This is a genomic window from Nioella ostreopsis (assembly GCF_004000255.1).
In the GTDB taxonomy this organism is placed as follows: domain Bacteria; phylum Pseudomonadota; class Alphaproteobacteria; order Rhodobacterales; family Rhodobacteraceae; genus Nioella; species Nioella ostreopsis.
In genome coordinates this window covers 99,995-118,594 of sequence record NZ_RCIQ01000009.1, presented here as the reverse complement: position 1 = coordinate 118,594, position 18,600 = coordinate 99,995, and the positions used below count along the sequence as shown (strand labels likewise).

General features: G+C 64.0%; 18 protein-coding genes. 11 read left to right on the top strand and 7 right to left on the bottom strand.

The genetic code is table 11. The features are described from left to right. Positions 1-2: 2 nt before the first annotated feature. From plsY to EP237_RS11385, 7 genes are all read right to left on the bottom strand, one after another. Positions 3-611, bottom strand: a complete 609-nt coding sequence (plsY, locus tag EP237_RS11415; RefSeq protein ID WP_127561019.1) for a glycerol-3-phosphate 1-O-acyltransferase PlsY — start codon at positions 609-611, stop codon at positions 3-5. After that, positions 611-1,894 carry a dihydroorotase gene (pyrC, locus tag EP237_RS11410; protein WP_127561018.1) on the bottom strand — a complete coding sequence of 428 codons (1,284 nt, stop codon included), beginning with the start codon at positions 1,892-1,894 and terminating at the stop codon, positions 611-613. The genes plsY and pyrC overlap by 1 nt, the downstream gene beginning before the upstream one ends. Next, a complete protein-coding gene (locus EP237_RS11405; RefSeq protein ID WP_127561017.1) occupies positions 1,895-2,866 on the bottom strand; it encodes a DUF4268 domain-containing protein in 972 nt (323 codons plus the stop codon). It abuts the gene before it with no gap. Further along, the gene (locus EP237_RS11400; RefSeq protein WP_127561016.1) at positions 2,863-3,438 is read right to left on the bottom strand and encodes a hypothetical protein; all 576 of its coding nucleotides are present in this window, start codon (positions 3,436-3,438) and stop codon (positions 2,863-2,865) included. Before EP237_RS11400 ends, EP237_RS11405 begins: the two co-directional genes overlap by 4 nt. Further along, positions 3,435-4,307 (bottom strand): hypothetical protein, encoded by an 873-nt coding sequence (locus EP237_RS23775; RefSeq protein ID WP_338068172.1) that lies wholly within the window; start codon positions 4,305-4,307, stop codon positions 3,435-3,437. The genes EP237_RS11400 and EP237_RS23775 overlap by 4 nt, the downstream gene beginning before the upstream one ends. After that, positions 4,304-5,260, bottom strand: a complete 957-nt coding sequence (locus EP237_RS11390) for an aspartate carbamoyltransferase catalytic subunit (protein WP_127561015.1) — start codon at positions 5,258-5,260, stop codon at positions 4,304-4,306. The genes EP237_RS23775 and EP237_RS11390 overlap by 4 nt, the downstream gene beginning before the upstream one ends. A 329-nt stretch (positions 5,261-5,589) precedes the next feature. Beyond that, a complete protein-coding gene (locus tag EP237_RS11385) occupies positions 5,590-6,036 on the bottom strand; it encodes a GNAT family N-acetyltransferase (protein ID WP_164744688.1) in 447 nt (148 codons plus the stop codon). A gap of 120 nt (positions 6,037-6,156) precedes the next feature. Between EP237_RS11385 and EP237_RS11380 the strand changes: the two genes are divergently transcribed. From EP237_RS11380 to EP237_RS11330, 11 genes are all read left to right on the top strand, one after another. Next, positions 6,157-6,927 carry a uracil-DNA glycosylase gene (locus EP237_RS11380; RefSeq protein WP_127561013.1) on the top strand — a complete coding sequence of 257 codons (771 nt, stop codon included), beginning with the start codon at positions 6,157-6,159 and terminating at the stop codon, positions 6,925-6,927. Further along, positions 6,924-7,523 carry a metallophosphoesterase family protein gene (locus EP237_RS11375; protein WP_127561012.1) on the top strand — a complete coding sequence of 200 codons (600 nt, stop codon included), beginning with the start codon at positions 6,924-6,926 and terminating at the stop codon, positions 7,521-7,523. The genes EP237_RS11380 and EP237_RS11375 overlap by 4 nt, the downstream gene beginning before the upstream one ends. Beyond that, positions 7,520-8,062, top strand: a complete 543-nt coding sequence (gene moaB / locus EP237_RS11370) for a molybdenum cofactor biosynthesis protein B (protein ID WP_127561011.1) — start codon at positions 7,520-7,522, stop codon at positions 8,060-8,062. Before EP237_RS11375 ends, moaB begins: the two co-directional genes overlap by 4 nt. 85 nt (positions 8,063-8,147) lie before the next feature. Next, complete coding sequence (locus tag EP237_RS11365; protein WP_127561010.1) at positions 8,148-9,614, top strand: efflux RND transporter periplasmic adaptor subunit; 1,467 nt, start codon at positions 8,148-8,150, stop codon at positions 9,612-9,614. After that, a complete protein-coding gene (locus EP237_RS11360; RefSeq protein ID WP_127561009.1) occupies positions 9,611-13,012 on the top strand; it encodes an efflux RND transporter permease subunit in 3,402 nt (1,133 codons plus the stop codon). The genes EP237_RS11365 and EP237_RS11360 overlap by 4 nt, the downstream gene beginning before the upstream one ends. A 128-nt stretch (positions 13,013-13,140) precedes the next feature. Next, a complete protein-coding gene (locus EP237_RS11355) occupies positions 13,141-14,037 on the top strand; it encodes a Hint domain-containing protein (protein ID WP_164744687.1) in 897 nt (298 codons plus the stop codon). A gap of 68 nt (positions 14,038-14,105) precedes the next feature. Next, positions 14,106-14,348: a hypothetical protein gene (locus tag EP237_RS11350; RefSeq protein ID WP_127561007.1), complete on the top strand. Its 243-nt coding sequence runs from the start codon at positions 14,106-14,108 to the stop codon at positions 14,346-14,348. 125 nt (positions 14,349-14,473) lie between these two features. Continuing rightward, entirely contained in the window at positions 14,474-15,406 is a 933-nt protein-coding gene (locus EP237_RS11345) for a Hint domain-containing protein (protein ID WP_127561006.1), read from the top strand. Between the two features lie 118 nt (positions 15,407-15,524). Continuing rightward, positions 15,525-16,406, top strand: a complete 882-nt coding sequence (locus EP237_RS11340) for a Hint domain-containing protein (RefSeq protein ID WP_127561005.1) — start codon at positions 15,525-15,527, stop codon at positions 16,404-16,406. 116 nt (positions 16,407-16,522) lie between these two features. Next, positions 16,523-17,455 (top strand): Hint domain-containing protein, encoded by a 933-nt coding sequence (locus tag EP237_RS11335; RefSeq protein ID WP_127561004.1) that lies wholly within the window; start codon positions 16,523-16,525, stop codon positions 17,453-17,455. A 208-nt stretch (positions 17,456-17,663) separates the two neighbouring features. Further along, positions 17,664-18,581 (top strand): Hint domain-containing protein, encoded by a 918-nt coding sequence (locus EP237_RS11330; protein WP_127561003.1) that lies wholly within the window; start codon positions 17,664-17,666, stop codon positions 18,579-18,581. The last annotated feature ends 19 nt before the right edge of the window (positions 18,582-18,600 follow it).

The window sequence follows — 18,600 nt, the reverse complement described above, 5'->3', positions numbered from 1 at the left end:
GCTCAGCCCTTGCGGCCGATCCGGGGTTCCTCGCCCGCGATCAGGCGTTTGATATTGGCGTCATGCCGTAGGAAGATCAGCGCCGCCAGAAGCGCGGTGGCCAATCCGGCGGACGGCATGCCAAGAACGCTGACCCAGACCGGCGACAGGGCAGCGGCCACCAGAGCAGACAGCGAGGAAATGCGGAAGATGCCCGCGATCAGCGCCCATGTCAGGCAGGCCGCGATCCCGGCGGGCCAGAACAGCGCCAGGAGCGTGCCGAGGAAGGTCGCCACCCCCTTGCCGCCCTTGAAGCCGAGATAGATCGGGAAACAATGCCCGAGGAAGGCGGCGAAGCCCGCAAGCTGCGCGGCGTCCTCGGCCAGCGCATAGCGCGCGACCAGCACCGCGATGCCGCCCTTGCCCGCGTCCAGCAGCAATGTCAGCGCGGCGGCGGGCTTGTTGCCGGTGCGCAGCACGTTGGTGGCGCCGATATTGCCCGACCCGATGGCCCGGATATCGCCGAGCCCGAACGCCCGTGCCATCACGAGGCCGAACGGCACCGAGCCGAGCAGGTAGGCCAGCAGGCCGGTCAGGGCCAGGAGCGCGGCAGAGGTTTCGATCACCGGCATCAGGCGGTCCTTTCAAAGACGGGCTCGCCCGCGACGAGCGTCATCTGCACCTTGCCCTCCATCCGCATCCCGTCAAAGGGGGTATTTTTCGACTTCGAGCGCAGGGTGAAGCGATCCAGCACGAAGGGCGCGTGCGCGTCGAACAGCACCAGATCGGCAGGCGCGCCCACGGCCAGTGTGCCAGTGTCCAGACCCAACCGACGCGCCGGGTTCAACGCCATGGCGCGGAAAAGCTGCGGCAGGCTCAGCTGCCCGGCGTGGTAAAGCCGCATGGCGGCGGGCAGCAGGGTTTCCAGCGCCACCGCGCCCGAGGCCGCGGCCTCGAACGGCAGGCGTTTGGATTCCTCGTCCTGCGGGGTGTGCATGGAACTGATGATGTCGATCGTGCCATCAGCCACGGCCTCGACCATGGCCAGCCGGTCATCCTCGGCCCGGAGCGGCGGCTTGACCTTGAAGAAGGTGCGGTAGTCGCCAACGTCGAACTCGTTCAGCGTCAGGTGATGGATGGAGACACCGGCGGTCACGTCCAGACCGCCCGCCTTGGCGCGCGTCAGCGCGGGGAGGGCGGCGGCGGCGGTGATCTGGTCGGCGTGGTAGCGGGCGCGGGTCATCTCGACCAGCGCAAGGTCGCGTTCCAGCCCGATGCGTTCCGCCATCGGCGACACGGCGGGCAGACCGCGCAGCGAGGCGAACTTGCCCGAGGTCACGGCAGCCCCGCCGCTTAGCCCCGGATCCTGCGGGTGCATGATGAGAAGCGCGCCCAGGCTGCGCGCATAGGTCATGGCGCGGGTCAGCACCTTGGTGTCGGTCACCACGTGGTCGCAATCGGTGAAGGCGGCGGCGCCTGCATCGAGCAGGAAGCCGATTTCCGTCATCTCGCGCCCTGCGCGGGCCTTGGTCAGCGCCGCCATGGGCAGCATGCGGACCGGGCTGACCTGTTCACCCCGGCGACGTACGAATTCCAGCGCCTCGGGCGTGTCGATGGGCGGCGTGGTGTCGGGACGGGTGACCATGGTGGTGACGCCCCCCGCCGCCGCCGCCGCGCCTGCGGTGCGGATGCTTTCCTTGTGCCGCTCGCCCGGTTCGCAGGTCTTCACGCCGATATCGACGATCCCCGGCGCCAGGCACTTGCCGCCCGCGTCGATGACCCGCGCCTCGACCGCAGGGACCGCCCCGGTGCCGCGATCCGCGATGCGCCCGTCCCGGACCAGCAACCAGCCGGGGGCGTCGGTCTGCCCCTCGGGGTCGATCAGGCGGGCATTGGTGAACAGGATGGCGGTCATTTAGAGTCCTTCACTCACCTCGTCGCGCTTAAGTCGAGCGATCGCAGGACGAAATATGTCATTCATTTTTGAAGCCTTCTCAACGATCCACTTGTGCTGATGAGGCCAATCAGTTTCGTCATCAATGTTGGCGTTCAATGCGATGCAAACACGTGCATCGCGCTTCTCGGGCAATGGTTGCCAATCGAGCTTCTCACCCATTGCATCCTCCAACGCGACGCGCTGATGCTCCAGTTGTTGAATGTCCGATTTTGCCCATTTTCCCGAGAAATATATCTCTACGCGGACCCAGTTTTCGCGAGTGTTCATCGACAAGTTAAGACCTACGCCCGTCCTGCCAATTCCATGACTCAACCAAGAGTAAGCAGGTGGAGAAACCGGGCGCAGTGCTCCGGCATTCCGTGCAATAAGATCCTGTACACCCGTCCAGTACCGCTGTTGCAGAAGCCTTGTTGGGATTAGATTTTCTTCTACTGAACGTTTTGCGGCCGTTGTACTTTTTGCCCAATCGTTCGGTTTACTGACAACATTGAATTTGGGTGCTGAGAGGCTTTCTCCAATTTTCCACAGTTCAACTTCCAGGGCGAAAAAACTGACATCAGTGTCTGTAATCTCATTGAGCCAGTCCATCGCGGCTCGATGCTCGTCCGTGACCGAAGCCGCGATCCAAACAATTGTTACCGCATCGAGCCCCGCTGCGTAAGTTAGCAGTTGGCCTAAATGACTGTGATCAGTTCGCTCCAACTGGTTCTCAACCAGCACCCACTGATCTCTGAGCGTGTCCTTGCAGAGAATATCCGCTCGAAATGGGCCGACGTTCTGCTCCACAGCTTCCAACTCGAGATCAATTCCGAGGGTTTCCGATAGTAGCGCAAGGTTTTCTTCAGCGGCGAGCCAAGGAGTAAAGTCTTGCGCTTCAGTAAGCCACGCGCTTCTCAAGTCTATGCGTTCAAGTCGTCCGAGTTTGCTCATGCGTCGTTCTCTCTCAATTCCCGGCGGGCCCGGCGCATCAGGCTGTAGACCTGTTGCGAGTCGTCGATCTGGTGAAAGCCCAGGAACCGGATGGGCGTTCCGTTATTGCCATGCTGCACGCCCGCGCCGCCCTTCATGTGAAAGATGACGGAACCGGGGTCGCCGTCTTCCCAGACAATCCGGTCCATATCCGCAATCGGCCAGCTTTCCAGCGTCTTTCTGCCAAAGGCATTGCGGGCGATGAAGGCGGTCTGGTTGGTCAGCGTGTACCATGTGCGCCCGCGCAGCCAAGCGTCCAGCAGCAGCCGTCCGCCCAGCATCCACAGACCGGCGGCCAGGAACGGCAGGCCGAACAGCGGGAAGACGTTGAACGGGAACGGTGCGTCGGTGTTCGCTGTCATGGCATAAGCCATGCCGATCCAGAACAGTGAAAAGCCGGTGAAGAAGACGCCCATCAGGGTCAACGGGTTGATCAGCCCGCGCCAGTTGATGGCCGTGTGCGGCTGGCCTTGCCAGAGGATGTCCTCATCGGGGGCGAGGATGCCGCTCCAGCTGTTGGCCGGGGCGCTCATGGGGCATTTCCTGCGCGGGCCATGGCGGCCTCGATCTCGGCCACCACACGGGGGCGGTCGGCGATGTATTTCATCAGGTGCTTGTCGCCCGACCGGGTGATGATCTGCACCGCGCTGCCAATACTGCGGAGCTTGTCGATTTCAGCCAACCGGACATGGCGGTTATCAGGACCCGATAGGTCGGTTTCGGTCATCACCCATTCGGCATTGGCCTCGTCCGAAGCAAGGTAGAAGGCGCGCACGGCAACCGCGAACAGCCCGCCCACGGCACCAGTCCAGACATGCGGATTGCCCATGGCCCAAAGGACGCCCATGCCAAGCGCCATGGCAACGGCAGCGATCCAGGCATGTTCGCGCCAGTAGGTGGCGCGGTCGGCGTGGAAGGTTTGTGTTGTCGGGGTCATGGGCTGCGCACCTTTCCATGTCCCGCCATCGGCCTGCGCGGTCAGGATTTCCGAAGATGCGGGTGCGGTTTCTTCGCGGTAGGTGGCGATCCAGCGCAAAGGGGCCTTTGGCGTCAAGTCCTGCGCGAAGCCGCCGAATGCGCGGGATGTCACGATCAGGACCCGGCCCCGGATTTCGTCAATCCGCGCCCGGTCCTCGGCGATGTCCCTGGCAGCAATGCCCAGACCTTCGGCCAGATAGCCCGCAAGCCCCATTTCCCCCAGATCGGCGACATCGAACAGCTCAATGAAATCGGAATCGAGATAGTCCGCGCCGAGCGCATCGCGCAGCGGCCAGGGCGGGTCGTCCTCGTTGCTCTCCGATTCCCGCTCCAGCGACATAAGCGGTGGCTCAGCAGCAGGGTCGATAGCGAACAGCCGGACCATGCCTGTTTCTTCCTGCCTGATCTTGAACCGGTCGCTCATGCCATCACGCCCTTTTGTGCCCGTTCCGCCCGCAGGTTCTGCGCCAGAAGGTCCATGGCCGCCATACGCACGGCGACGCCCATTTCCACCTGTTCCTGGATGACGGATCGGTTGATGTCGTCTGCGATGGTGCCGTCGATCTCGACGCCGCGATTCATGGGCCCTGGATGCATGACGATGGCGTCGGGTTTGGCGTGAGAGAGCTTTTCGGCGTCGAGCCCGAAGCGGTGGTAATATTCGCGCTCGGAGGGGATGAAACCGCCATCCATCCGTTCCTTCTGAAGCCTGAGCATCATCACCACGTCGGCGCCTTCCAGCCCTTTCCGCATGTCTTCGTAGACCTCGACGCCCCAGTCGGCGGCGCCCGAGGGGATCAATGTGGGCGGGCCGACAAGTTTCACGCGGTTTTCCATCTTGCCGAGCAGGAGGATGTTGGACCGCGCCACGCGGCTATGCGCGATATCCCCGCAAATGGCGATGTTGAGGCGATGGAGCCGCCCCTTGGCGCGGCGGATGGTGAGCGCGTCCAGCAGCGCCTGGGTGGGATGTTCGTGGCGTCCGTCACCCGCGTTCAGAACCGCGCAATTCACCTTTTCCGCCAAGAGGTTGACCGCGCCGGAATGGGGGTGACGCACGACCAGCAGATCGGGGTGCATGGCATTGAGCGTCAGCGCGGTGTCGATGAGGGTCTCGCCCTTTTTGACCGAGCTTGTCTGCATCGACATGTTCATCACATCGGCCCCGAGCCGCTTGCCCGCCAGTTCGAAACTGGCCTGGGTGCGGGTGGAGTTTTCAAAAAACATGTTGATCTGGGTGAGCCCTGCCAGCGCGGTGCCGTGCTTGGCGCTGCCGCGGCCCATCTCGGCATAGCGGTCGGCATGGTCCAGAAGCGCGGTGATGTCTGTGGGGTGCAGGGGCTCAATGCCCAGAAGGTGGCGCTTGGCAAAGGTCATGGCGGCCCGTCCTGTAAGGTCGCTTCGCGGTATAGGCAGCGGGCGGGCGCGGGGCAAGAGCGGGGTTCGGCGTGGTGCGAAAACAGGGTGTCACCCCCCGTGCACCGGGCGTACACCCCCCGTACACCCCCCGTGCATATGAAATGCGGTTTCGCCGCCTGTCGGCGTCGACCGGGGAGCGGCCCTTCTCAACCCCCGGCTTGCGCCGGAGGCCTCGGCGGTCCGCGTTGCCACGGACATGTTGAGAGGGCGGCGCGCCGGGTGTGGTGGCGCGGCCGTGGGTGCGGCAGGACGCCTCCGGCGGAGGTATTTTTGCCAAGATGAAAGGCTTACGATCGGGGCAAGGGCTTTTGCATCATGATCTTGAGGCCGGTTGCCTCGGTGACCGTCCAGCCGAGATGGCGGTAGAGGCTGATAGTCTCGGTGAGGTCGCGATGCGTGGCGAGGCACAGCTTGTCGACGCCGTGGGCGCGGGCGATGGTTTCGGCCTCGGTCAGCAGCCGCCTGGCGATGCCCTGCCCGGAGGCATCGGGATGGACGGCGAGGTTTTCGATCTGGAGGGCATCGGGCGCGTCGCGCAGCACAATGACCCCGAGGGGCTGGCGCCCGTTCATGGCGAGGATAACGGGGGTTTCCGCGACCACCGCGTCCAGGCCGTCGCTGACCGGGGGCAGGTCGATGCCGCGCCCGTCATAGATGGCGTAGGCCGCGCGGATCAGGGCGGTGAGCTGCGGCACGTCTTGCGGCGTGGCTGGGCGCAGGGTCAGATTGGTCATTCGGGCGGGCCCTTTCGGATCGTGCAGGGTATGGATGCGGGGCGTGAAAAGGCTGCTGTCAGCATGGCAGCGAGCATGCCGCCCATTTACCTTGCCCGCAAGCGCGCCTAGCTTGGACAGATGGAGTCGCAGCTGGATTATCATACGGCGCTGGCCTGGCTGGAATGGCAGGTGGAGCTTGGTGCGGACGAGGCCATCGGGGAGAGCCCGGTGGATCGGTTTTCCGCGCCTGAGCCTGTGCGGGCCGCCGCGTCCCCGGTTGCAGCGCCCGTGGTGAAAGCCGAGGAGGTCGATCCGGTGGTCGAGGCGCGGCTGGCGGCGAAGCGGGCCGACAGCGTGGACGCCCTGCGCGCCGAGATGGAGGCCTTCCCCCATTGCGACCTGCGCCGGGGCGCGCGCAGTTTCGTCTTTTCCGATGGCAACCCGGCGGCACGGCTGATGATCGTGGGCGAAGCGCCGGGACGGGACGAGGATATTCAGGGCAAGCCCTTCGTCGGGCGGGCCGGGCAGCTGTTGGACCGGATGTTTGATGCGATCGGCATGGGGCGCGCGCATTCTGACGCCGCGCAGTCGCTCTACATCACCAATATCCTGCCTTGGCGGCCACCGCAAAACCGCGACCCGAGCCCGGCGGAAATGGCGATGATGCTGCCCTTCGTGACCCGCCATATCGAGCTGGCGGCGCCCGAGATCGTGGTGCTGATGGGCAATATTTCTTGCGACGGGTTGTTGGGGCGGCGGGGGATCACCCGGCTGCGCGGGAAATGGCAGGAGGTTCAGGGCCGTCCCGCCCTGCCCATGTTCCACCCCGCCTATCTTCTGCGCCAGCCTGCCAAGAAGCGGGAAACCTGGGCGGATCTGTTGGCGTTGAAGGCGAGGCTGGCGCGGTGAAGATATTGGCATTTTCCGACCTGCATTTGGCCCGTAGTCGCGCCGCCGATCTGGTGGCGGCAAGTGCGGAGGCCGATCTGGTGATCGGTGCGGGGGATTTCTGCAACATGCGGCAGGGGCTGGCGGAAGCGATGGACCTGCTGTCGGGGCTTAAGGCGCCGATGGTGGCGGTGCCAGGCAATGCCGAAAGCGTGGATGAGCTGCGCGCGGCGGCAGGGCCGGGCGTGACCGTGCTGCATGGCGAGGGATGCGAGATCGGCGGGCTGCGCCTGTTCGGGCTGGGCTACGGCGTGCCGCGAACACCCTTCGGGGCGTGGTCCTGCGATCTGAGCGAGGCTTTCGCGGCGGAGCTGCTGGCGGGCTGCGAAAAGGCGCATATCCTGATCACCCATTCGCCGCCCAAGGGTGTGGCGGATCGCACATCGGCGGGGCAGTCGGTGGGCTCGACCGCCATCCGCGCGGCGATAGAACGCATCCGGCCCCGGCTGGCGTTTTGCGGGCATATCCATGACAGTTGGGGGCAGGAAGGCCGGATCGGCGCGACGCGTGTCGTGAATCTCGGCCCGTGCGTCAACTGGTTTGAGATCGACCCATGAGCCGTATCGACGAGAGCAAGGACTTCATCCCGGTGCGCATCGCGGTGCTGGCCGTGTCGGACACCCGCAGTCTGGCCGATGACAAGTCGGGCGACGTACTGGAAGGGCGCATCCGCGAGGCGGGGCATGTGCTGGCCGACCGCAGGATCCTGCGCGATGAACGGGGCGAGATCGCCGATCAGCTGCGCGCCTGGTGCGCGGACCCGGAGATTGACGTGATCCTCACCACCGGGGGCACTGGTCTGACCGGGCGCGATGTGACGGTCGAGGCGCATCGGGACGTCTATGAGAAGGAGATTGAGGCCTTCGCCACGGTCTTTACCATGGTCTCCTACCAGAAGATCGGCACGAGCGCGGTGCAAAGCCGGGCGACGGGGGGCGTGGCCAATGGCACCTACCTCTTTGCGCTGCCGGGATCGTCGGGGGCCTGCAAGGATGCCTGGGATGAAATACTGCGCTGGCAGCTCGATTACCGGCACCGGCCTTGCAACTTTGTCGAAATTTTTCCGCGTCTGGACGAGCACAAGCGCCGGAAATGATCTGTTTGCCCGTGTCAGCTAATACTTGGCGGTTTTGCGCCGCCGCTCTATCTAGCTAGACAGGACGTCCATAAGGCCACGGCCCATGCGCTTTTTTCGCCGCTCCCTTGCGGGGCTTTTCCTCATTTCGCTCACGCTCGGGCTTCTGGTCTGGGCGGGGTCCACGATCTATGCGTCGTTGCAGGCGCGCTGGGCCGAGGAAGGCCGCCCCTCGATCGCGCGCGAGAGGGTGTTTTCGGCCGAGGTCGTGACTTTGACCTTGCAGGACGCAACGCCGGTTCTGACCGCCTTCGGAGAGATCAACAGCCGCCGCACGCTGGAATTGCGCGCCCCGGCAGCGGGTACGGTGCTGGAACTGGCCGACGGGTTCGAGAACGGCGGCGAGGTGGCCGAGGGCGCGCTGTTGCTGCGCATCGACCCGGCAGAGGCGCAATCGGCGCTTGATGTGACCGCGACGGATTTGCGAGAGGCGGAGAACACGCTGGCCGAGGCTGAAGCTGCCGTGGAACTGGCCCGTGAGGATGTGGAGGCCGCGCGCGCGCAGGCGGAGCTGCGCGACCGGGCCCTGGTGCGCCAGCAGGACCTGCTGGAACGCGGCGTCGGGTCGGCGGCGACGGTGGAAACGGCGGAACTGGCTGCGGCCAGCGCCCATCAGGCGGTGCTGTCGCGCAGGCAGGCTCTGGCGCAGGCCGAGGCGCAGCTGGATCAGGCGGGCACCGCGCTGGATCGCCGCCGGATCGCCTTGGCCGAGGCCGAGCGGGTGCTGGCGGAAACCGAGCTGCGCGCGGAGTTCGCGGGCGTGCTGGCCGATGTGACCGTCGTTCAGGGCGGGCTGGTCAATCGCAATGAACAGGTGGCAACGCTGATCGACGCGCAGGCGCTGGAGGTGTCGTTCCGCGTCTCGACCGCGCAATATGCGCGGCTGCTGGACGAGGCGGGCCGCTTGCCGCAAGCCGATGTGACGGTGGTGCTGGATGTGCTGGGGGTGGATATCACCGCCCCCGCCCGCCTGACCCGCGAAAGCGGTGCGGTGGAGGAGGGGCAGTCGGGCCGGTTGCTCTTTGCCGAGATGCTGGAAACGCGTGGCTTTCGGGCCGGGGATTTCGTGACCGTGCGGTTGCAGGAGCCCGAGTTGCAACAGGTCGCCATCCTGCCCGCCACCGCGCTGGATGCGGAATCGCGGGTGCTGGTCCTGGGTGAGGAAGATCGCCTTGAAGAGGTGCAGGTGAGTCTGCTGCGCCGTCAGGGCGACAACGTGATCATCCGCGCGCCGCCGCAGCTGGAAGGGGCCGAGGTGGTCAGCGCCCGCTCGCCCGCGCTGGGGGCTGGTATTCGTGTGAACCCGCTGCGCCCGGCGGTGGAGGGGGCAGAGGCCCCGGCGGAACCTGACACCATCGCGCTCGACCCTGAACGCCGGGCGCGGCTGATTGCCTTCGTGGAGGGCAACGGGTTTATCCCCGCCGATGTCAAGGAACGCATGCTGCGCCAGTTGCGAGAGGATGAGGTGCCGCTGCGCATGGTCAACCGTCTTGAAAGCCGGATGGGCGGATGAGACAGCTGCCCGACAGCGCCGGGGGGATCCTCTCCTACTTCACGCGCCACGCGACGGCGGCGAACCTTCTGCTGGTGGTTCTGATTGTCGTCGGGCTGGCAGTGTTTCCGCGCATGCGGGCGCAGTTCTTCCCTGATGTGGTGGTCGATAATGTCAGCGTCTCTGTCGCCTGGGACGGGGCGGGGGCAGAGGATGTGGATCAGGCGATTGTCGCGGTGCTGGAACCGGTGCTGCTGGCGGTCGAGGGTGTCACGGAAAGCAGCGCCACCAGCCGCGAGGGGCGGGCCAGCATAAGGCTGGAATTCGAGCCAAGCTGGGACATGGGACGCGCCGCCGATGACGTGCAGGTTGCGGTGGACAGTGTGTCCACGCTGCCCGAGGATGCAGACGACCCCGTGGTCCGGCGTGGGGTCTGGCGTGATCGGGTCACCGATGTGGTGATCTCGGGCCCCGTGGGCGTCGATCAGCTGGGGCGCTTTGCCGATGAGTTCATCGCGCGGCTGTTCGATCAGGGGGTGACGCGCACGACCATCCGGGGCGTGGCGGCGCCCGAGATCGTGGTCGAGGTGCCCTCGGCCGAACTGATCCGCAACGATATCTCCATGGCCGAGATTGCCGCTGCCATCGAAGCGGAGGTCGATACCTCGCCTGCTGGCGACGTGACCGGCGCGAATGCCCGTGTGCGCACCGGGGTGGCGCGGCGCTCGGCGGTCGATATCGCGGGGATCGTGCTGCGCTATAACGATGACGGATCGGCCCTGACCATCGGCGATGTGGCGACCGTGACCGAGGAAGGCATCGACCGGGAACGCGCCTATTTCGTGGGCGAGAACTCCGCGATCTCCATCCGCGTGGACCGGTCCGACCGGGGCGATGCCATCGGCATTCAGCGCACGGTGGAAGAGGTCGCTGCCGAGATGGAATTGACCCTGCCGGAAGGCGTTGCCATCGAGCTGATCCGCACCCGCGCCGAGGCCATTACCGGGCGTCTGAACATCCTGATGGATAACGGGCTGATGGGGCTGGGGCTGGTGGTTCTGCTGCTGTTCCTCTTTCTCAACGCCCGCACGGCCTTCTGGGTGGCGGCGGGGATTCCCGTGGCGATGCTGTCGGCGATCACGCTGATGTATATCGCCGGGCTGACGATCAACATGATCTCGCTTTTTGCGCTAATCATCACGTTGGGCATCGTGGTGGATGACGCCATCGTGGTGGGCGAACACGCCGATTTTCGCGTGCGGCGGTTGGGGGAAACCCCGGTTCAGGCGGCTGAGAACGCCGCTCGCCGCATGGCCGCGCCGGTGTTTTCGGCGACTGTCACGACGGTTCTGGCCTTTGCCGGGCTGGTGGCCATCGGGGGCCGGTTTGGCGAGTTGATCGCCGATATTCCTTTCACCGTCATCGCGGTGCTGATCGCGAGCCTTGTGGAATGCTTCCTGATCCTGCCCAATCACATGGCCCATGCGCTGGCCCATTCCGGCAAGCAGCACTGGTATGACTGGCCAAGCCGGGTGGTGAACCGGGGCTTCGGCTGGTTCCGCGATACACTCTTCCGCCCGTTGATGCGGCTGGTGATCTGGGCGCGCTACCCGGTGCTGGCGGGGGTGATCCTGATCCTGGCCAGCCAGATCGCAGTTTTCGTGCGGGGCGATGTGACCTGGCGGTTCTTCAACTCGCCGGAACAGGCGTCGGTTTCCGGCAATTTCGCCATGCTGGAAGGGGCCAACCGCGACGACAGCCTGGAAATGATGCGCGAGATGCAGCGCGCCACCGCCGCTGTTGCCGCCCGCTACGAAGAGGAATACGGGCTGAGCCCGCTTTTGTTCGTGCTGGCAGAGGTCGGCGGGAACACCGGGTTTGGCCTGTCGATTGCCGACAACAAGGATGCGGACCTGCTGGGCTCCATCGCTATCGAACTGATCGAGGCCGATCTGCGGCCCTATTCCAGCTTTCAGTTCGTGGCCGATCTGCAGGACGAGGTGCAGCAGCACCCGCTGGCCGAGGCCGTCAGCTTCCGTGGCTGGCGTGGCGGGCCCGGGGGCGATGCGCTGGACATCCAGCTGTTCGGGGCCGAGGCCGAGGTGCTGAAATCCGCCGCCATGGCGATCCAGACGGCGCTGGCCGCCTACCCGGAAGTGTCGGGGCTGGAGGACACGCTGGCCTATGACCGCGAGGAACTGATCCTGGAACTGACCCCGCAGGGGCAGGCGCTGGGCTTCGATATCGGGTCTTTGGGCAGGGTGCTGCGCAACCGTCTGAACGGGGTGGAGGCCGCGACCTTCCCCTCTGGTGTGCGCACGGCGTCGATCCGGGTGGAGCTGCCGCAGGATGAGCTGACCGCCGATTTCCTGGACCGCACCCTGCTGCGCACCGCGACGGGGGAATATGTGCCGCTGGCCGATCTGGTGTCCGTCACCTCGCGGATCGGCTTTTCCACCATCGAACGGGAAAACGGGCTGCGGTTGGTCTCGGTCACCGGCGATTTGTCAGAGGACGACCCGGCCCGCGCCGAACAGGTGATGCAAGAGCTGCGAGAGGTGATCCTGCCGCAGATCGAGGCCGATTACGGCGTCGGTTACCGGCTGGCCGGACTGGCAGAGCAGGAAAACGATTTCCTGAATGACGCGATGCTGGGCTTCGGCCTGTGTCTTGTCGGGATCTATCTGGTGCTGGCCTGGATCTTCGCCAGTTGGACGCGACCGGTTGTGGTGATGGCGATCATCCCCTTCGGGTTGGTGGGCACAATCTATGGCCATGCTGCGTGGGACGTGCCCTTGAGCATGTTCACCGTGGTCGGGCTGATCGGCATGACCGGTATCATCATCAACGATTCCATCGTGCTGATCACAACCGTGGACGATTACGCCCGCGACCGGGGGCTGGTGCCCGCGATTGTCGACGCGGTGGCCGACCGTCTGCGGCCCGTTTTGCTGACCACGCTGACGACGGTTCTGGGGCTGGCGCCGCTGCTTTATGAACGCTCTGCCGATGCGCAGTTCCTGAAACCGACGGTGATCACGCTGGTCTATGGGCTTGGCTTCGGGTTGTTCATCGTGCTGCTGGTGGTGCCGTCCATTCTGGCCATGCAACAGGACCTGGCGCGGCAGATGCAGGCGCTGCGCCGGGGGTTGAGAACGGCCGCCCGCGCACCGGTGATGACGGCGGCGGTCGGGCTGGCGGTTCTGGCGGTTGCCGGGGCCTTTGCCGCGACGCTTGGGGCTTTTGTGGCCACGGGGCAGGTGTGGGGGCCGCTGGCCGATCTGTTGCCAGAGCAAGGCGCCCGTGGCGCGCTGTTCGGGTTTGTCGCGGCTGCGGCGGCGATCTGCCTTACGTTGTGGCTGTCTAGCCTTCTGCTGGCGGGGGGACTTGCGCTGCGGCGACGGCTGGAGCGCGGCTGAGCCTTTCTCCAGGCTTTCCCCTGCACCTGGGATTTCAACTCGCCGAGCCGAACTTGTTGACGGAATGTGAAGGCCTCGGTAGCGTTTTTTTAAGTTATTCCAACTTTTTGTCGAAGGAATCGCTGGCCGTGGAAACCTACGATTATGACTATTTGATCAACTATAATCCTGTCTCGGGAACCAGTTACTCCCAATCCTACTCGTCAGGCCCACAGCCTCGCAGCCTAGGTGCCGGGCCGGATTCCACCTTCCAACTGGGCGAGCTGACATTCAATTCAAACTACCCGTTTCTTGGCAGTATCACTATCCCGCTGAGCGCAGGCGGTACGATCGAACTGCCGGTGACCGGAGGGGACGGTACCGAAATCCACCTTTACTTGCCCGCTGGCTTGACCCCGGCGGATGTCACGCTTCCAGCCTTTATCGACACCTCCACGCTGAACACCGCGAATCTCCCGGTCTGTTTCCTGGCCGGAAGCCTGGTCTCGATTCCGGGTGGAGCGCGGGCCGTTGAGGACTTGCAGATTGGCGATGAGGTGCTGGCATTGGATGGCCGGAAGGTGTCGATCAAATGGATTGGTCGACAGACGGTTTCTACACGCTTTGGCCCTGCCGAGCGCCTGATGCCGGTGCGCTTTGCCGCCGGGTCTCTGGGCGATGGTCTGCCGCAGTCCGACCTGACAGTGACCGCCGATCACGGCATGCTGGTGGATGGCGTGATCTGCCACGCGGGTGCTTTGGTGGACGGGACGACGATCACACGGGTGCCGCTGGAGGAGATGGGCGAGCGCTATACGGTCTATCATATCGAGACCGAGGCCCACGAGATCATCCTCGCCAATGGTGCCCCAGCCGAGACGTTTATCGACAATGTCTCACGCCGGACCTTCGACAATTATGCCGAGTTCGAGGCACTCTACGGCGATGTGCCCGAGATGGAGGAACTGCCCTATCCCCGCGCCATGAGCGCGCGGCAGGTGCCAGTGCGAATACTGGACGCGCTGGACACTCCGCGGTGCGCCTGATGGCGTGACGGAGAGGGAGGGGTGCAATCACCCATCCTGCACCAAACTGGGCGACGCGCGCACCGGTGATGGCGGCGGCGGTCGGGCTGGCGGTTCTGGCGGTTGCCGGGGCCTTTGCCGCCACGCTTGGGGCTTTTGTGGTCACGGGGCAGGTGTGGGGGCCGCTGGCGGGCCTTGTTCCAATGGAAGGCGCGCGCGGCGCTTTCCTGAGCTTCATGGCGGGGGCTACGGTTATCAGCCTGCTAATCTGGGTGCTTGGGTTGCTGGTTGCCGGTGGTCTTGTCCTGCGGCGGCGTCTTTCAGGTGTGTGAGCCATTGGCTGGATACTGCAGACTCGAAAAGCCTCGACTTCCATCACCATTGTTGACTTGGGGGCCAATGTCTTTACTGGATTTGCCCTGAGACGGACAATGGCAAAAAAGCAGGGAACGATGGGATGGCGGTCAACTACAGCACGGAAGGATACGTCGTTCTCCAAGGGGTTACGACTAGCGGTACGTTTGGAACATCTGGCAGCACAATCTCCTGGACTGGCGTAACGACCGGTGGGGATTCTGATTTCAATCACAACATCACCGACGATGACGAAGACGGGCTTCTGGATGTTGGAGTTGATACCTTTGCAAATCCGATCTTCGTTTTCTCAGGCTATACGATTGAGTCCGGGGGCGTTGACTACCCGGTATTTTATTACAGCACCACCAACGCATATCTCGTCGCACTGCCTCAGAACGGAACAACCCAGACCCTGATCTCTGCCCCGGGCACCTCCAATGTCTACCAGCCTGAGGCACCCGCCTATCTGTGCTTCGCCGCCGGATCACGGATTGCTACGCCAGAGTGTGAGCGGGTGGTGGAAGATTTGCAGATCGGTGACACTATCCTTACCAGCGATGGCCGGTCGGTGCACGTCAAATGGATCGGCTGTCAGACCGTGTCGACCCGCTTTGGCCCCGCCGAACGGCTGATGCCGGTGCGGTTCGCCGCCGGGTCTCTGGGTGAGGGTCTGCCGCATGCGAACCTGACAGTCACTGCCGACCATGGCATGTTGGTGGATGGCGTGATCTGCCACGCGGGGGCCTTGGTGAACGGGACGACGATCGCACGGGTGCCCTTGGACGAGATGGGCGAGACCTACACCGTCTATCACATCGAGACCGAGGCCCATGAGATCATCCTTGCGAATGGCGCGCCTGCCGAGACGTTTATCGATAATGTCTCGCGCCGGGTCTTCGACAACTTTGCAGAGTTCGAAGCCCTCTACGGTGACGTGCCCGAAATGGAAGAACTGCCCTATCCCCGCGCGATGAGCGCAAGGCAGGTGCCGGGACATCTACGCAATCGTCTCGCGGTTTTGTTGACGGCCTGAGTGTTCGCTCGCTAGACTGCATTTCGTCACATTCAAAGGTCGTACGGCGAGGACAGTCTCGCCAGCGCTCCTTTTCCGGTGTTGAGACGCACCACAGGCTTCGAAACGGGGGACGACCATGGCGAGCTACAGTTTTGCTTTCATCCATTTCATTGGGAGCAGCACGAACCTCCTAGAAGGGCCGGCATACAACATTACCGGCGCCTCCACGCCCACGACACCCCTAACCGAGGCGGACGTTACGATTGATGGATCGACCGCCGTCGGGGACGCCGTGGAATACAGCGGCTCCACCTTCTACTACAGGGGCACGACCGATCAGGGCGGTGTGATGATCTCGACCAGCCCGACCGGCGCAGGGCAGACATGGCTTCTGGCTGACAGCAACCTGTCTGGGCAGAACGTGTTCTTTGAGGCGACGGGCCCATACCTCTACTGCTTCCTTGCAGGGAGCCAGATCGCGACTCCAGCTGGGGAAGTGGCGGTGGAAGCCCTGCGCATCGGTGACACGATCCTGACTGCATGCGGTCGAGAGGTTCCCGTCAAATGGATCGGTCGCCAGGCCGTTGCGACCCGCTTCGGACCTGCCGAACGGTTGATGCCTATCCGCTTCGCCGCTGGGGCTCTTGGGGACGGCCTGCCTCATACCGACCTGACGGTCACGGCGGATCATGGGATGCTGGTCGACTGGGTCATCTGTCACGCAGGTGCGTTGGTGAATGGCGCGACCATCACCCGCGTGCCTTTGGCCGATATGGGCGAGACCTATACCGTCTATCATATCGAGACCGAGGAACACGAAATCATCCTCGCCAATGGTGCCCCAGCCGAGACGTTTATCGACAATGTCTCGCGCCGGAGCTTCGACAACTACGCGGAGTTCGAGGCCCTCTACGGTGACGTGCCGGAGATGGAAGAGCTGCCCTATCCCCGCGCCATGTCCGCGCGGCAGGTGCCGGAATGGATCCGGGACCGGATTTCGGGCCGCTGCGCGGCGTAGCCACCGCCTTGTTTTCAACTGACTCGGTGCCTGCGCCGGGTCGCTTCGATTGACAGACGGGTCCCTTCGCGGGCACTGTCGGCGCATATTTTTCTGGAAACCCGGGACGGGACGCCATGGCGAGTTTTCAATTCTACAGCAGTGCCTATTACGATCCGGGAACCGGCACCGTTCCCCTTGGCGGGTCGGGTACGAACGCGACGCTGCTTGAATTCGAGGAATGGACCGGCGACGGGTCGTCGGACGGCACGTTCCAGAGCACCGACACGATCATCTACAAGGTCAACGGGGTGAACAGCAGCAACGCCACCTATCTGGGCGACGTCGATATCTCCTTGCAGGGGGGCGGCACGGCGAACCTGCCGGTGCTGCAACTGGCGAACGGCTACACGGTGATCCCGGTCCCGGCAGGGGCGAACTTGGCGGATTACATCTTCCCCGCGACGCTCGATCTCAACGCGCTGACCGGAGATCCCTACCTGATCTGCTTCGCGGAAGGCACGATGATCGCAACGGAAGCGGGTCCGGTCGCAGTGGAGGGTCTGCGGATCGGGGACGTGGTGCTAACGGCAGATGGCCGGGATGTCCCCGTGAAGTGGATCGGGCGCCAGACCGTGTCCACCCGTTTCGGGCCTGCCGAGCGCCTGATGCCGGTGCGTTTCGCCGCCGGGTCTCTGGGCGATGGCCTGCCGAATGCCGACCTGACAGTGACCGCTGATCACGGCATGCTGGTGGGTGGCGTGATCTGCCACGCGGGCGCTCTGCTGAACGGGACGACGATTACGCGTGTGCCTCTGGCTGAAATGGGCGAGACATACACCGTCTACCATGTGGAAACCGAGGCTCACGAAGTCATCTTAGCGAATGGCGCGCCTGCCGAGACGTTTATCGACAATGTCAGCCGCCGCGCCTTCGATAATTACTCGGAGTTCGAGGCGCTCTATGGCGAGGTTCCCGAAATGCAGGAGCTTCCCTATCCCCGCGCCATGTCGCCCCGCCAGGTGCCGCCATTCATCAGGGCGCGGCTGGGGCTCGTCCGGGCGGCGTGATCGGGTGCGGGCAACAATGCGTTGATTGCCGCGATGTGAAGACCTAACGTTTCCCGGACCGCACATTGATCGCAGTTTGGGATAAAGAGAGACTCCTCAAGTCGGAATGGGCTCTGGCGCGAATTTCCGGGCGCGCCTGAATGGATGCGGCGGCGCAGGCCTATGTTCGGCTGAGGGGCGAATTGGCAAGTAAAAGGATACAGGCAGAATGGCGGCTCATACGACACTCGGTTGGTTTCAGTTAGGTGGCGTGGCAGTAAATGGCACGCTTGGCGGGGCAGGTAGCTCACTGACCTGGACATATGCGTTGGGGTGGGGAAACCCAGATTTCGACATTACCGATGTCGATGACAGCGGCACCCTGAATGCCGGCGTGGATTGGTGGGCGAATAACGCCATTACTTTTACCGGCTATACAATCACCTCCGGCGGGACGGAATACGGCGTGTTTAGTGATGGTTTTACGTACCGGGTACCCATTCACGAGGATGGCGATACCCAGACGACGATTCTAGCCTCTGGCACCACAAACGCCTATCAGTCCGAGGCCACGGCCTATCTCTGCTTTGCCGCCGACAGCCTGATCCGGACCCCCGGCGGCGAGGTGCGGGTGGATAGCCTTAATATCGGCGACGAGGTGCTGACCTGCGACGGCAAAGTGGTTCCGGTCAAATGGATCGGCCGCCAGACCGCGATGCCGGTCTTTGGCCTACCCGACCGCCTGAGGCTGATCCGCTTCGCTGCCGGATCTCTGGGCGAGGGCCTGCCGACCGCTGACCTGACGGTCACTGCCGATCACGGGATGCTGGTGGGTGGCGTCATCTGCCACGCGGGCGCGCTGGTGAATGGCACGACGATCACGCAGGTGCCTTTGCAGGAGATGGGCGAGAGCTACACGGTCTACCACATCGAGACCGAGGAACACGAAATCATCCTCGCCAATGGCGCCCCAGCCGAGACCTTTATCGACAACGTGAGCCGCCGGGTTTTCGACAACTATGCCGAGTTTGAGGCGCTCTATGGCGATGTGCCGGAGATGGAAGAACTCCCCCATCCCCGCGCGATGTCCGAAAGGCAGGTGCCGGAACGGATCAAGGTGAGCCTGTCAACGCGGGCTGCGGCATGAGGTCTGCGAAGACCGGGGC

Bases quoted from the DNA above. Each gene is read 5' to 3' on its own strand.
- EP237_RS11330 (WP_127561003.1), top strand. From the start codon at position 17,664: ATGGCGGCTCATACGACACTCGGTTGGTTTCAGTTAGGTGGCGTGGCA.
- pyrC (WP_127561018.1), bottom strand. From the start codon at position 1,894: ATGACCGCCATCCTGTTCACCAATGCCCGCCTGATCGACCCCGAGGGG.
- EP237_RS11385 (WP_164744688.1), bottom strand. From the start codon at position 6,036: ATGACCAATCTGACCCTGCGCCCAGCCACGCCGCAAGACGTGCCGCAG.
- EP237_RS11390 (WP_127561015.1), bottom strand. From the start codon at position 5,260: ATGACCTTTGCCAAGCGCCACCTTCTGGGCATTGAGCCCCTGCACCCC.
- plsY (WP_127561019.1), bottom strand. From the start codon at position 611: ATGCCGGTGATCGAAACCTCTGCCGCGCTCCTGGCCCTGACCGGCCTG.
- EP237_RS11345 (WP_127561006.1), top strand. From the start codon at position 14,474: ATGGCGGTCAACTACAGCACGGAAGGATACGTCGTTCTCCAAGGGGTT.
- EP237_RS11335 (WP_127561004.1), top strand. From the start codon at position 16,523: ATGGCGAGTTTTCAATTCTACAGCAGTGCCTATTACGATCCGGGAACC.
- EP237_RS11380 (WP_127561013.1), top strand. From the start codon at position 6,157: ATGGAGTCGCAGCTGGATTATCATACGGCGCTGGCCTGGCTGGAATGG.
- EP237_RS11365 (WP_127561010.1), top strand. From the start codon at position 8,148: ATGCGCTTTTTTCGCCGCTCCCTTGCGGGGCTTTTCCTCATTTCGCTC.
- EP237_RS11405 (WP_127561017.1), bottom strand. From the start codon at position 2,866: ATGAGCAAACTCGGACGACTTGAACGCATAGACTTGAGAAGCGCGTGG.
- EP237_RS11340 (WP_127561005.1), top strand. From the start codon at position 15,525: ATGGCGAGCTACAGTTTTGCTTTCATCCATTTCATTGGGAGCAGCACG.
- EP237_RS23775 (WP_338068172.1), bottom strand. From the start codon at position 4,307: ATGAGCGACCGGTTCAAGATCAGGCAGGAAGAAACAGGCATGGTCCGG.
- EP237_RS11350 (WP_127561007.1), top strand. From the start codon at position 14,106: ATGGCGGCGGCGGTCGGGCTGGCGGTTCTGGCGGTTGCCGGGGCCTTT.
- EP237_RS11400 (WP_127561016.1), bottom strand. From the start codon at position 3,438: ATGAGCGCCCCGGCCAACAGCTGGAGCGGCATCCTCGCCCCCGATGAG.
- EP237_RS11360 (WP_127561009.1), top strand. From the start codon at position 9,611: ATGAGACAGCTGCCCGACAGCGCCGGGGGGATCCTCTCCTACTTCACG.
- moaB (WP_127561011.1), top strand. From the start codon at position 7,520: ATGAGCCGTATCGACGAGAGCAAGGACTTCATCCCGGTGCGCATCGCG.